The sequence below is a fragment of the Marinobacterium sp. BA1 genome (genome assembly GCF_041155135.1).
Taxonomy (GTDB): Bacteria; Pseudomonadota; Gammaproteobacteria; order Pseudomonadales; family Balneatricaceae; genus Marinobacterium; species Marinobacterium iners.
In genome coordinates, this window is record NZ_BAAFHC010000001.1 from 3,092,035 (window position 1) to 3,104,693 (window position 12,659).

At 53.0% G+C, this 12,659-nt stretch carries 11 protein-coding genes, 2 tRNA genes and 3 rRNA genes; 12 read left to right on the forward strand and 4 right to left on the reverse strand.

Annotated elements, in window-relative coordinates:
* The first annotated feature begins 25 nt into the window (after window positions 1-25).
* From hisI to rrf, 10 genes are all read left to right on the forward strand, one after another.
* Window positions 26-436, forward strand: a complete 411-nt coding sequence (gene hisI / locus ACAM29_RS15040) for a phosphoribosyl-AMP cyclohydrolase (RefSeq protein WP_369624605.1) — start codon at window positions 26-28, stop codon at window positions 434-436.
* On the forward strand, window positions 429-761 hold the full coding sequence (locus ACAM29_RS15045; protein ID WP_091827462.1) for a phosphoribosyl-ATP diphosphatase: 333 nt from the start codon (window positions 429-431) through the stop codon (window positions 759-761). The genes hisI and ACAM29_RS15045 overlap by 8 nt, the downstream gene beginning before the upstream one ends.
* A gap of 94 nt (window positions 762-855) precedes the next feature.
* Complete coding sequence (gene tatA / locus ACAM29_RS15050; RefSeq protein ID WP_091827461.1) at window positions 856-1,113, forward strand: Sec-independent protein translocase subunit TatA; 258 nt, start codon at window positions 856-858, stop codon at window positions 1,111-1,113.
* An 11-nt stretch (window positions 1,114-1,124) separates the two neighbouring features.
* Window positions 1,125-1,475 (forward strand): Sec-independent protein translocase protein TatB, encoded by a 351-nt coding sequence (gene tatB / locus ACAM29_RS15055; RefSeq protein WP_369624606.1) that lies wholly within the window; start codon window positions 1,125-1,127, stop codon window positions 1,473-1,475.
* Window positions 1,472-2,248, forward strand: a complete 777-nt coding sequence (gene tatC / locus ACAM29_RS15060) for a twin-arginine translocase subunit TatC (protein WP_091827459.1) — start codon at window positions 1,472-1,474, stop codon at window positions 2,246-2,248. The genes tatB and tatC overlap by 4 nt, the downstream gene beginning before the upstream one ends.
* A 543-nt stretch (window positions 2,249-2,791) precedes the next feature.
* Window positions 2,792-4,334 (forward strand): 16S ribosomal RNA (locus tag ACAM29_RS15065).
* A gap of 98 nt (window positions 4,335-4,432) precedes the next feature.
* Window positions 4,433-4,509 (forward strand) — tRNA-Ile (locus ACAM29_RS15070).
* A 38-nt stretch (window positions 4,510-4,547) separates the two neighbouring features.
* Window positions 4,548-4,623: transfer RNA gene (locus tag ACAM29_RS15075), tRNA-Ala, on the forward strand.
* A gap of 229 nt (window positions 4,624-4,852) precedes the next feature.
* Window positions 4,853-7,739 (forward strand): 23S ribosomal RNA (locus ACAM29_RS15080).
* A gap of 166 nt (window positions 7,740-7,905) precedes the next feature.
* Window positions 7,906-8,021 (forward strand): 5S ribosomal RNA (rrf, locus tag ACAM29_RS15085).
* Together the 16S, 23S and 5S rRNA genes with 2 tRNA genes alongside form the textbook arrangement of a ribosomal RNA operon.
* Window positions 8,022-8,165: 144 nt before the next feature.
* Here the strand turns inward: rrf and ACAM29_RS15090 are convergent.
* A complete protein-coding gene (locus ACAM29_RS15090) occupies window positions 8,166-8,990 on the reverse strand; it encodes an HDOD domain-containing protein (RefSeq protein WP_091826208.1) in 825 nt (274 codons plus the stop codon).
* Between the two features lie 98 nt (window positions 8,991-9,088).
* Here ACAM29_RS15090 and ACAM29_RS15095 point away from each other — a divergent pair, with 98 nt between their 5' ends.
* Window positions 9,089-9,736 carry a DTW domain-containing protein gene (locus ACAM29_RS15095; RefSeq protein WP_354407873.1) on the forward strand — a complete coding sequence of 216 codons (648 nt, stop codon included), beginning with the start codon at window positions 9,089-9,091 and terminating at the stop codon, window positions 9,734-9,736.
* 21 nt (window positions 9,737-9,757) lie between these two features.
* On the opposite strand, the gene secB is transcribed toward ACAM29_RS15095, so the two are convergent.
* Genes secB through ACAM29_RS15110 form a run of 3 tightly spaced genes read right to left on the reverse strand, consistent with a single transcriptional unit; the run spans window position 9,758 to window position 10,934 of the window.
* Window positions 9,758-10,234 (reverse strand): protein-export chaperone SecB, encoded by a 477-nt coding sequence (gene secB, locus ACAM29_RS15100; protein WP_091826204.1) that lies wholly within the window; start codon window positions 10,232-10,234, stop codon window positions 9,758-9,760.
* Window positions 10,235-10,260: 26 nt separating this feature from the next.
* On the reverse strand, window positions 10,261-10,515 hold the full coding sequence (gene grxC / locus ACAM29_RS15105) for a glutaredoxin 3 (protein ID WP_206837549.1): 255 nt from the start codon (window positions 10,513-10,515) through the stop codon (window positions 10,261-10,263).
* A gap of 5 nt (window positions 10,516-10,520) precedes the next feature.
* Window positions 10,521-10,934, reverse strand: coding sequence for a rhodanese-like domain-containing protein (locus ACAM29_RS15110; protein ID WP_091826201.1), 414 nt, complete (start codon window positions 10,932-10,934; stop codon window positions 10,521-10,523).
* Window positions 10,935-11,100: 166 nt separating this feature from the next.
* On the opposite strand from ACAM29_RS15110, the gene gpmI reads away from it, so the two are divergent.
* A complete protein-coding gene (gpmI, locus tag ACAM29_RS15115) occupies window positions 11,101-12,654 on the forward strand; it encodes a 2,3-bisphosphoglycerate-independent phosphoglycerate mutase (RefSeq protein ID WP_354407878.1) in 1,554 nt (517 codons plus the stop codon).
* Window positions 12,655-12,659 lie beyond the last annotated feature (5 nt).

The window sequence follows — 12,659 nt, forward strand, 5'->3', positions numbered from 1 at the left end:
AATCGGAACAGTACAGAGAGGCATCATGTCTGCAGACTGGCTTGAGCAGATCAAGTGGGACGAAAAGGGCCTGATCCCGGCCATCGCCCAGGACTTCAGAACCGGGCGCATCCTGATGGTGGCCTGGATGAATGAAGAGGCGCTGCAGTTGACGGTGTCCGAACAGCGAGCCATCTATTGGTCGCGCTCGCGCAACAGGCTTTGGCGCAAGGGTGAAGAGTCCGGGCATGTGCAGAAACTGCATGAACTTAGACTGGACTGTGACGGGGACGTGATTCTGCTCAGTGTTGAACAGTTGGGCGACATCGCCTGTCATACCGGTCGTGAGAGCTGCTTCTATCGTGTACTGCGCAATGGCACAGAATGGGAAACCATTGATGCCGTACGCAAGGATCCGAATCAAATCTATACCAGCAAAGGCTCGCATGATGAGTGATGTGCTTGATCAACTACAACAGGTGCTTGAGGCTCGTAAGCAGGCGGATGCCGAAACTTCCTATGTGGCATCTCTGCATGCCAAGGGACTCAACAAAATTCTGGAAAAAGTCGGTGAAGAAAGTGTCGAAACGATACTGGCTGCCAAGGATGCCGGCCTCAGCGGTGACAATACCGATCTGATCTATGAAACCGCAGACCTCTGGTTCCATACACTGGTGATGCTGTCACATCTGGGAGAGAGTCATACGGCTGTACTGCAGGAGTTGGCACGTCGTTTTGATCTTTCAGGTCTGGAAGAGAAGGCCTCGCGAGGCAAACAATAAACATTAAAACCGTTTCAGCTGCGGGCTGTAACGGTGCTATAAGATATGACTGATATATTCACTACAGTGAATCTTTACAACCGCGGGAGGCAATATGCTCGGTGGAATCAGTATTTGGCAGCTGTTGATCGTTCTGGTAATCATCATTCTGCTGTTTGGCACCAAAAAACTGCGCAATATCGGTGGTGATCTGGGTGGAGCCCTGAAAAGCTTTAAGAAGGCCGTGAATGAGGATGATTCAGGCAAGAGCGACAGTGAAGCCGAGCAGAAAAAGATCTCGGCCGAGCAGGATGCTCAGTTCAAAGAGTCTGAAAAGACTGAGACCAAATCCGACAGCAAGTCAGACAAGTAAGCTGCCGGCAGATGTTTGATATCGGTTTCTTTGAACTTCTGGTCATAGGTGTTGTTGCGCTGCTGGTGCTGGGTCCTCAGCGTCTGCCGATGGCCGCACGCACCTGCGGCCTGTGGCTGGGGCGTCTGCGACGTACCGTTGGCTCCATCCAGAGTGAGATCAGGGAAGAGCTCAGAATGGAAGAGCTGAAGCGGACAACTGCGATCGAAAAAGAGCAGCTCGAGCGAGAGCTGCGGGAGATGAGCCAACCATTTTCAGACTCGCCTTTTGAAACCGGCACAGCCGATAACGCCAAAGGTTCAGGCGAGGCCGGTATTAATACAGATGAAAGTAAAACCAGTGACAAGAAAGAGACACCATGAGCGTGGATCACTCTGATCAGGAACAACCATTGATTGCCCATCTGGTGGAGCTTCGTCAACGACTGCTTTACAGCGTCCTGGCGATACTGGTGATTTTTCTCGGTCTGTTCTACTTTGCCAACGACCTCTACACGTGGATTTCCGCGCCATTGACAGCCTTGCTGCCGCAAGGCACAAGCATGATCGCAACGGATGTGACCTCTCCTTTCTTTGCGCCATTCAAGCTGACACTTGTGGCATCAGCTTTCATTGCCATGCCCTTCCTTTTGCATCAGGCCTGGAGCTTCATTGCGCCTGGCTTGTACAAGCATGAAAAGCGTCTAGCCATTCCATTGCTGATTTCGAGCATCCTGCTGTTCTATATGGGTATCGCATTTGCGTACTATGTGGTGTTTCCGATCATCTTCGGTTTCTTTACCAGTGTAGGGCCTGAAAATATTGCGGTAATGACCGATATAAGCAGTTATCTCAATTTTGTCCTCAAACTGTTTTTTGCTTTCGGCATCGTCTTTGAAATACCCGTGGCTACCCTGTTGCTGTTATGGTCTGGTGCTGTGACGGTCAAAAGCCTAAAAGAGAAGCGTGCCTATGTCGTCGTCGGCTGTTTTGTTCTTGGCATGCTGCTGACTCCGCCCGATATAATTTCCCAGAGCCTGCTGGCTGTTCCAATGTGGTTGCTGTTTGAACTTGGCATACTGCTTGGAACCATACTGGTTCGGAAGCCGGATGAAGCTGAGGATGAAAGTGACTCCGCGGCTGATCCTAATAAGTAGTGTTATTACACCCAAAACAACAACAGGCGCTCTGGCGCCTGTTGTTGTTTTGGGGAGGGGCAATGCCGGTTTTCATCTTTCTGAAACTTTTTTACACGCAGGTGTTGACTCCCTCGGTGGTGTCTGTAGAATTCGCCTCCTCGCTTGAGACGCCCCACCGGAAACGGTTCAGGGCGATCGATTGAGCAAGTGGTAAGATGTTGAATTAAGTGGTTTTTTTGGTTCATCATTGCGCTTCTTGAGTGACTGCCGAATCGTTGTTTGAGTGCTCAGCACTGAAACAGAAAACGAAAAAAACGGTTGACACTGAAACGTATTGCGGTAGAATACGCGCCTCGCTTGAGACAACAGGTTGCACCGAACGGTGCGGTTGGCCAAGCCCGCTCTTTAACAAATTGATCAGGTAATATGTGTGGGCGCTTGTCAGGATTGAGCACACAAAGCTTAATCAAGGCAAGCAACCTAACTGAATATTCATTTAGCGTTGTGTAATACCTTGAGCCGAACGAAAAGCTGCTTGCAGCTTTGAGTTCACAAGATTTTAAACTGAAGAGTTTGATCATGGCTCAGATTGAACGCTGGCGGCAGGCCTAACACATGCAAGTCGAGCGGTAGCACAGAGAAGCTTGCTTCTTGGGTGACGAGCGGCGGACGGGTGAGTAACGCGTGGGAATCTACCTGGTAGTGGGGGACAACAGTCGGAAACGACTGCTAATACCGCATACGCCCTTCGGGGGAAAGTGGGGGATCTTCGGACCTCACGCTATCAGATGAGCCCGCGTCGGATTAGCTTGTTGGTGAGGTAAAGGCTCACCAAGGCGATGATCCGTAGCTGGTCTGAGAGGATGACCAGCCACACTGGGACTGAGACACGGCCCAGACTCCTACGGGAGGCAGCAGTGGGGAATATTGGACAATGGGGGCAACCCTGATCCAGCCATGCCGCGTGTGTGAAGAAGGCCTTCGGGTTGTAAAGCACTTTCAGCTGTGAGGAAAGGTGAGTGGTTAATACCCGCTTGCTGTGACGTTAACAGCAGAAGAAGGACCGGCTAACTCCGTGCCAGCAGCCGCGGTAATACGGAGGGTCCGAGCGTTAATCAGAATTACTGGGCGTAAAGCGCGCGTAGGTGGTTCAGTCAGTCAGATGTGAAAGCCCCGGGCTCAACCTGGGAACTGCACCTGATACTGCTGAGCTAGAGTACGGTAGAGGGTAGTGGAATTTCCGGTGTAGCGGTGAAATGCGTAGAGATCGGAAGGAACACCAGTGGCGAAGGCGACTACCTGGACCGATACTGACACTGAGGTGCGAAAGCGTGGGTAGCAAACAGGATTAGATACCCTGGTAGTCCACGCCGTAAACGATGTCAACTAGCCGTTGGGGGACTTGATCCTTTAGTGGCGAAGCTAACGCGATAAGTTGACCGCCTGGGGAGTACGGCCGCAAGGTTAAAACTCAAATGAATTGACGGGGGCCCGCACAAGCGGTGGAGCATGTGGTTTAATTCGAAGCAACGCGAAGAACCTTACCTACTCTTGACATCCAGAGAACTTTCCAGAGATGGATTGGTGCCTTCGGGAACTCTGAGACAGGTGCTGCATGGCTGTCGTCAGCTCGTGTTGTGAAATGTTGGGTTAAGTCCCGTAACGAGCGCAACCCTTATCCTTATTTGCCAGCGAGTAATGTCGGGAACTCTAAGGAGACTGCCGGTGACAAACCGGAGGAAGGTGGGGATGACGTCAAGTCATCATGGCCCTTACGAGTAGGGCTACACACGTGCTACAATGGCCGGTACAGAGGGCTGCAAACTCGCGAGAGCAAGCTAATCTCACAAAACCGGTCGTAGTCCGGATCGCAGTCTGCAACTCGACTGCGTGAAGTCGGAATCGCTAGTAATCGTGAATCAGAATGTCACGGTGAATACGTTCCCGGGCCTTGTACACACCGCCCGTCACACCATGGGAGTGGGTTGCACCAGAAGTAGCTAGTCTAACCTTCGGGAGGACGGTTACCACGGTGTGATTCATGACTGGGGTGAAGTCGTAACAAGGTAGCCCTAGGGGAACCTGGGGCTGGATCACCTCCTTAAACGATTGCGAAATTCTGGCAAGCGTTCACACATATTACCTGATCATAACGTTAGAGAGAGCGTAGAGCTGTCGATCTGAATCGGTAGCTCGCACAGTAGGCTTGTAGCTCAGTTGGTTAGAGCGCACCCCTGATAAGGGTGAGGTCGGTGGTTCAAATCCACTCAGGCCTACCAATTTTCCATTCGGTCCCGGCTGTTTGGAATATCTCGTTGGGGCTATAGCTCAGCTGGGAGAGCGCCTGCTTTGCACGCAGGAGGTCTGCGGTTCGATCCCGCATAGCTCCACCATTCCTTGCCTGGAATGGTGATTGAATGAGTTTTAAAACATACGCTCAGGTATCCATCACTGGACAGTCTGTCCCTTGCATCAATACCGAGTCTATATTTTAAAGCATCATGCTTTAAACGCTCTTTAACAAATTGGATCTGAAAGATTGTCTTGTATTGTTTGATACAAGCGCCAATCGGCGATAATCGTTACGAACCATTCATTTGAACAGACGCCTTCGGGTTATATGGTCAAGTGAATAAGCGTGCACGGTGGATGCCTTGGCAGTCAGAGGCGATGAAGGACGTAGTAACCTGCGATAAGGTTCGGGGAGCTGGTAAACAAGCTTTGATCCGAACATTTCCGAATGGGGAAACCCACCCGCTTGCGGGTATCTCTTAGCTGAATACATAGGCTTTGAGAGGCGAACCCGGGGAACTGAAACATCTAAGTACCCGGAGGAAAAGAAATCAACCGAGATTCCCTTAGTAGCGGCGAGCGAACGGGGACCAGCCCTTAAGCTGTGTTGTGGTTAGCAGAACGCTCTGGAAAGTGCGGCCATAGTGGGTGATAGCCCCGTATGCGAAAACCTATATGCAGTGAAATCGAGTAGGACGGGACACGTGTTATCCTGTCTGAATATGGGGGGACCATCCTCCAAGGCTAAATACTCCTGACTGACCGATAGTGAACCAGTACCGTGAGGGAAAGGCGAAAAGAACCCCTGTGAGGGGAGTGAAATAGACCCTGAAACCGTGTACGTACAAGCAGTGGGAGCCGTTTTCGGACGGTGACTGCGTACCTTTTGTATAATGGGTCAGCGACTTACTTTCAGTGGCAAGCTTAACCGTTTAGGGGAGGCGTAGGGAAACCGAGTCTTAATAGGGCGATCAGTCGCTGGGAGTAGACCCGAAACCGGGCGATCTATCCATGGGCAGGTTGAAGGTTGAGTAACATCAACTGGAGGACCGAACCGACTACCGTTGAAAAGTTAGCGGATGACCTGTGGATCGGAGTGAAAGGCTAATCAAGCCCGGAGATAGCTGGTTCTCCTCGAAAGCTATTTAGGTAGCGCCTCATGTCTCACCTTGGGGGGTAGAGCACTGTTTCGGCTAGGGGGTCATCCCGACTTACCAACCCGATGCAAACTCCGAATACCCAAGAGTGCAATCATGGGAGACACACGGCGGGTGCTAACGTCCGTCGTGGAAAGGGAAACAACCCAGACCGCCAGCTAAGGTCCCAAAGTTCTGGTTAAGTGGGAAACGATGTGGGAAGGCTCAGACAGCTAGGAGGTTGGCTTAGAAGCAGCCACCCTTTAAAGAAAGCGTAATAGCTCACTAGTCGAGTCGGCCTGCGCGGAAGATATAACGGGGCTCAAACCAGACACCGAAGCTGCGGATGCCTTAGGGCATGGTAGAGGAGCGTTCTGTAAGCCGTTGAAGCCAAAGGTGTAAACCATGGTGGAGGTATCAGAAGTGCGAATGCTGACATAAGTAACGATAAAGGGGGTGAAAAACCCCCTCGCCGGAAGACCAAGGTTTCCTATCCAATGCTAATCAGGGTAGGGTGAGTCGGCCCCTAAGGCGAGGCAGAAATGCGTAGTCGATGGGAAACAGGTTAATATTCCTGTACCGGCTGTAACTGCGACGAAGGGACGGAGAAGGCTAGGCCAGCGCGGCGATGGTTGTCCGCGTTTAAGGGTGTAGGCTGGGAGAGTAGGAAAATCCGCTCTCCCTTAAGGCTGAGACCTGATGACGAGTCTCCATGTGAGACGAAGTGGTTGATGCCATGCTTCCAGGAAAAGCTTCTAAGCTTCAGGTTACAGGCGACCGTACCCCAAACCGACACAGGTGGTCAGGTTGAGAATACCAAGGCGCTTGAGAGAACTCGGGTGAAGGAACTAGGCAAAATGGTGCCGTAACTTCGGGAGAAGGCACGCCGATGTCGGTGATGGAATTTACTTCCTAAGCTGATGTCGGTCGAAGATACCAGGTGGCTGCGACTGTTTATTAAAAACACAGCACTCTGCAAACACGAAAGTGGACGTATAGGGTGTGACGCCTGCCCGGTGCCGGAAGGTTAATTGATGGGGTTAGCTCACGCGAAGCTCTTGATCGAAGCCCCGGTAAACGGCGGCCGTAACTATAACGGTCCTAAGGTAGCGAAATTCCTTGTCGGGTAAGTTCCGACCTGCACGAATGGCGTAACGATGGCCACACTGTCTCCACCCGAGACTCAGTGAAATTGAACTCGCTGTGAAGATGCAGCGTCCCCGCGGCTAGACGGAAAGACCCCGTGAACCTTTACTATAGCTTCACAGTGGACTTTGACATTACTTGTGTAGGATAGCTGGGAGGCTTTGAAACCGGGACGCCAGTTCCGGTGGAGCCAACCTTGAAATACCAGCCTGGTACTGTTGAGGTTCTAACTCAGATCCGTTACCCGGATCGAGGACATTGTGTGGTGGGTAGTTTGACTGGGGCGGTCTCCTCCCAAAGCGTAACGGAGGAGCACGAAGGTACCCTCAGGCTGGTCGGAAATCAGCCAATGAGCGCAAGAGTAGAAGGGTGCTTGACTGCGAGACAGACACGTCGAGCAGGTGCGAAAGCAGGTTCTAGTGATCCGGTGGTTCTGTATGGAAGGGCCATCGCTCAACGGATAAAAGGTACTCCGGGGATAACAGGCTGATACCGCCCAAGAGTTCACATCGACGGCGGTGTTTGGCACCTCGATGTCGGCTCATCACATCCTGGGGCTGAAGCCGGTCCCAAGGGTATGGCTGTTCGCCATTTAAAGTGGTACGCGAGCTGGGTTTAGAACGTCGTGAGACAGTTCGGTCCCTATCTGCCGTGGGCGTTTGAGATTTGAGAAGAGTTGCTCCTAGTACGAGAGGACCGGAGTGAACGAACCTCTGGTGTTCCGGTTGTCACGCCAGTGGCATTGCCGGGTAGCTACGTTCGGACGGGATAACCGCTGAAAGCATCTAAGCGGGAAGCCCCCTTCAAGATGAGATCTCACCGGGGCCTTGAGCCCCCTGAAGAGCCGTCCGAGACCAGGACGTTGATAGGCAGGGTGTGTAAGCGTTGTAAGGCGTTGAGCTAACCTGTACTAATGGCTCGTGAGGCTTGACCATATAACGCCCAAGGCGTTTGAAATGAATGGTTCGACTGGAAACAGTCAAAATACGATTATCGGCTCGCAAGAGCACCGATTGAACGCTTGTAGCAACAACACAGACAATCAGAGCAACGTGACATATAGGCACGAGGCTCAATCAGATCCGGTTTGTACCAGTTTCGCCTGGCGACCATAGAGACGTGGAACCACCTGATCCCATACCGAACTCAGCAGTGAAACGCGTCATCGCCGATGGTAGTGTGGGGCTTCCCCATGTGAGAGTAGGTCATCGCCAGGCACTTAATACCAGAAACCCCGGTCTCGTTGAGGCCGGGGTTTTTGCGTTGGGGCTAAGCACAGGCAGGCGCCAGACAAAAGAAAGGGCCCGGCGCATTCCCTGCGGAGGACCCTGTCACTGATCTCAAGCCGGTTGTGCGCGAAACTACGCCATCTCTTCGATCAGCCTCTCCTTCAGGGTCAGATAGTCATAATCGGTTGTCGACAGGAAGCGCAATGCCGGCTGGAGCTGCTCCAGCTGTTGAGCCGACTGAATACGCCAGTAGTAGCGGTATTCAGAGCTGATATCCTGTGCCAGAGCCAGCACGGCCAGCAGGTGTCGTGTCTTCTCGTCAGTATCAACCTTGTCTGCCAGAACATCATCCAGCTGAGGCTGTAAACGGATGGCATCTGCAACGTGCTGAGGCAGGTTCCAGCGCTCAGCCATTCTGGCACCTACCTGATAATGGCTGAAGCCAAAGCTATCACGCTCCTGTTTAGCCAGTTCTGTCACGTTGAAACCGGGTGATGACTGCAGGAACTCACGAAAGCCTGAAAAGGCCTGGATCATCAGTGGCAATCCACAGTCATGCAGCATGCCAAGGGTATATATATCATCCTTGTTCAGATGAAGACGCAGCTTGCGTGCAACACTTAGCGACAGCTGGGACACATCCTTGGCTGTGTCCCAGAAGCGCTCCATACGGCCTGTCTTTTTCAATGTGTTGCGCAGTATCGTTAGTCGTACCAGATTATATATCTGATCTAGCCCCAGCAGACTGATTGCATGCTCTATGGAGGTTACGCTGACGCGCAGGCCATAGTAGGGGCTGTTGATGCTTTTAAGGACTACCGAATAGAGTGCCACATCGGACTTGATCAGTGTTGCGATGTGGGTCAGATCAGGGTTTTCGGCCTTAAGTAGCCGTGCAATGTCAATCAGTACTTCCGGCTGTGGGGGAATGAGTGAGTTAAAGCGGCTGTCATTCATTGTGAAAGTGGCTCTTGCAGGCGTCGTTAACAGAGCTTGTCTGTTCTGGTGGCCTCACAGTATAGTGCCTGCCCGTTCAGGATTCAGCAGGAGAGAGGGTGAAAATCGATAATCCCCCGCGCAAGCCCTTTGTCGCCAGAGGCTCGGGTGTAAAGCGTTGTGATGGTTGCAGGCTGCCGACTGATGTGTGTATCTGCCAGTGGCGCAAGGTTGTTCAATCGCGCTGTGAATTTTGGCTGTTAACGCACCGCTATGAGTTGTACAAGCCGACCAATACGGGGCGACTGATCCTTGACTCAATTGCCAATACCCGTATCTTCGAGTGGTCACGTACCGAGCCGACCCAGGATCTGCTTGATGCACTTCAGAATGACCGCTATGTTCCCTGTCTGGTGTTTCCTGCAGGGGAGGACTACGAGCACCGAATGCTCAAGCAGGTACCGGCTGATGGGCGTATTCCGGTGTTCATTATTCTGGATGGAACCTGGCGACAGGCGCGGCGCATGTTTAGGCACAGCCGTTACCTGCAACACCTGCCGGTGATTGAACCGGAAACTGATCGACTTAGCCGTTATCAGTTGCGACGCTCTACGGTTGAGGAGCACCTGTGCACGGCTGAAGTGGCGGTTGCGCTGCTTGAGCAGGCAGGAGATCAAGCAGCAGCAGAACATCTGGAGGGTTATTTCGAGCGCTTCAACGCCAGCTATATTGCTTCACGCCGGCGCTGGGCCAAACAGGAGCGGTGAGGCCACCGCTCCTGCATGCACTCAGTGAGCCTCTTCTGCTGCGGCAGCCTGTTGCTGCTGCATTTGCTGAGCATAGAGGGCATCAAAGTTCACAGGGGCGAGCATCAGCGGAGGGAAGCTGGCCTTGGTCACAAAATTGTCTACCGCTTCACGTGCGTAGGGGAACAGCAGGTTCGGGCAGAATGCGCCCAGTGTGTGGTGCAGTTCAGGGCCTTCGATACCTGCAATCAGGAAGATGCCTGCCTGCTGTACTTCAACCAGAAAGGCGGTTTCATCAGCATTCTTGCCGGTGACCGTCAGAGTCAAAACGACTTCATAGTGTTTTTCGTCAAGCTGGCTGGTACGGGTGTTCATTTCAAGGTTGATTTCAGGCTGCCAAGCTTGGGTAAAGGCTTTGGCACCTGCCGGTGTTTCCAGCGAAGCGTCCTTGACAAAAACACGCTGCAGGGCGAACTGGGGCTGAGTAGCTTGCTGGTTGGCGGCTTGAGCGTCAGACATGAATAATTCCTTATTTGAAGATGGGTTCAGGCGTTGATCAGGGAATCCAGCTTGCCCTGTCGTTCGAGGGCGAACAGATCATCACAGCCGCCCACATGGGTTTCACCAATAAAAATCTGCGGTACCGTACGTCGACCGCTGCGCTGCATCATCTCCTGACGCAGGCTGGGGTCGGCATCCACATCAATGGCTTTGTATTCAGCGTTCTTGCTGTCGAGCAGTGCGATGGCACGGGTGCAGAACGGGCACCAGCGGGTCAGGTAAACGGTAATTTCAGGCATGGCTCTCACTTTATGATCGGCATGTTCTGGGCTTTCCATTCGGTCATTCCGCCAGACAGGCGCACAACATGGTTGTAGCCTGAAGCCTTGAGTTTCTTGGCGGCGCTGCCGGCAGCCTGGCCCAGATTGCAGACAACAATAACAGGCTTGTCGCGGAATTTGTCCAGTTCGTTGAGGCGGCGATCGAGGTCAGCAAAGGGGATGTGGTGTGCGCCGGTAATGTGGCCGGTATCCCACTCCTTGCGCTGGCGGATATCGAGTACCACGCCACTTTCTTTATTGATCAAGCGAGTGGCTTCTGCTGGTGATACTGATTTGCCGGCCTTGCGCTTCTCGGTCCAGAGCAGCACTGCCAGGGTCACAACCCAGGCAGCGACCAGATAATAGTGCTGTATTGCGAATTCGATCAGGCGTTCCATAGTCGTTCCGGTCAGATGAGCGGGATATCAGGTGAACAAGTATACAATGCTGCCGTGACAGGGATAAGGGCTGAGGCCAAATCCGCGGGTGCTCGGTTAGCTAAACCGACGCCAAGGCAGTAAAATGGTTGCCTGTTTTTTAACCGACCGGACAGAACTGCTGATCATGACAGACGCACGCGCAACCAAGGCACTGATTATTCTCGATGGTTTCGGAGTCGAGTCGACCCCCTCGTCTGCGGTGGATGCCGCCCGCACCCCGACCTGGGACCGCCTCTTGGCATCCAACCCGAACTCTCGCATCCAGACATCGGGCATGGCGGTCGGTTTGCCTGAAGGGCAGATGGGAAACTCTGAAGTAGGCCACATGAACATCGGTGCAGGTCGTACCGTGTACCAGAATTTCACTCGCATCTCCAAGTCGATTGCGGATGGTGATTTTTTTGAAAATCCGGTGCTTTGTGAAGCTATGGATAAAGCCATCGAGCAGGGACGAGCAGTGCATGTGCTGGGGCTGTTGTCGCCAGGTGGTGTGCACAGTCATGAAAATCACATGTTTGCACTGTTGGAAATGGCAGTGAAGCGTGGCGCCAAGCAGGTATATCTGCATGCGATTCTGGATGGGCGTGACATGCCGCCACGCTCCGCCGAGCCTTCCATCAACGCTGCCGAGGCGGTTTTTGAACGCCTCGGCACGGGTGCGATTGCGACGGTGGTCGGGCGCTACTTCGCCATGGATCGAGACAATCGCTGGGATAGGGTTGAACTGGCCTACAATGCCATGACCAATGGAGATGCACCGCAACAGGCAAACAGTGCACTGGAGGCGCTGCACAATGCCTATGCCCGGGATGAAAACGACGAATTTGTACAGGCAACTGTAATTGTCGATGAATCCGCTCAACCTGTTGGGCTGATTGCCGACGGTGACACTGTGATCTGTGCCAACTTCCGCCCTGATCGGGCGCGTGAAATAACACGCACTTTTGTTGACGGTGACGTTTTTACCGGCTTTGACCGCAAACAGCGTCCAGACTTGAGCGCCTATGTCATGCTGACCGAGTATTCGGCTGATATTGCTGCTCCGGTAGCCTATCCACCGGAGGCAATTCACAACGATCTGGGTGAGTACCTGTCGAGCCTTGGCAAGACGCAACTGCGTATTTCCGAAACCGAAAAATATGCACATGTGACTTTCTTCTTCAATGGAGGTCAGGAAGCCGTTTATCCCGGTGAGGAGCGTATTTTGGTGCCGTCTCCTCAGGTCGCAACCTACGATCTGCAGCCGGAGATGAGTGCGCCTGAGGTGACCGACAAGCTCTGTGATGCCATTCGCAGTGGTCGCTTTGACCTGATCGTATGCAACTTTGCCAATGGCGACATGGTAGGTCATACCGGCAAGTTCGATGCAGCCGTCCAGGCGGTTGAGACCGTTGACCAGTGCCTGACCCGCGTACTGGCAGCACTGAAGGAAGTCGACGGTGAAGCGCTGATTACTGCCGACCATGGAAACGTGGAGTTGATGGTGGATCCTGATAGTGGTCAGCCCCATACTGCGCACACCACATGGCCGGTTGCTCTGATCTATGACGGACCGCGTACAGGCAGTGTAAAACTCAGTGATGGTGCCCTGTGTGATCTGGCACCCACACTGCTGGCATTGATGGGGCTGGAGTCGCCCAAAGAGATGACTGGCCACTCACTGGTCAGTCTGGGCTGATTATC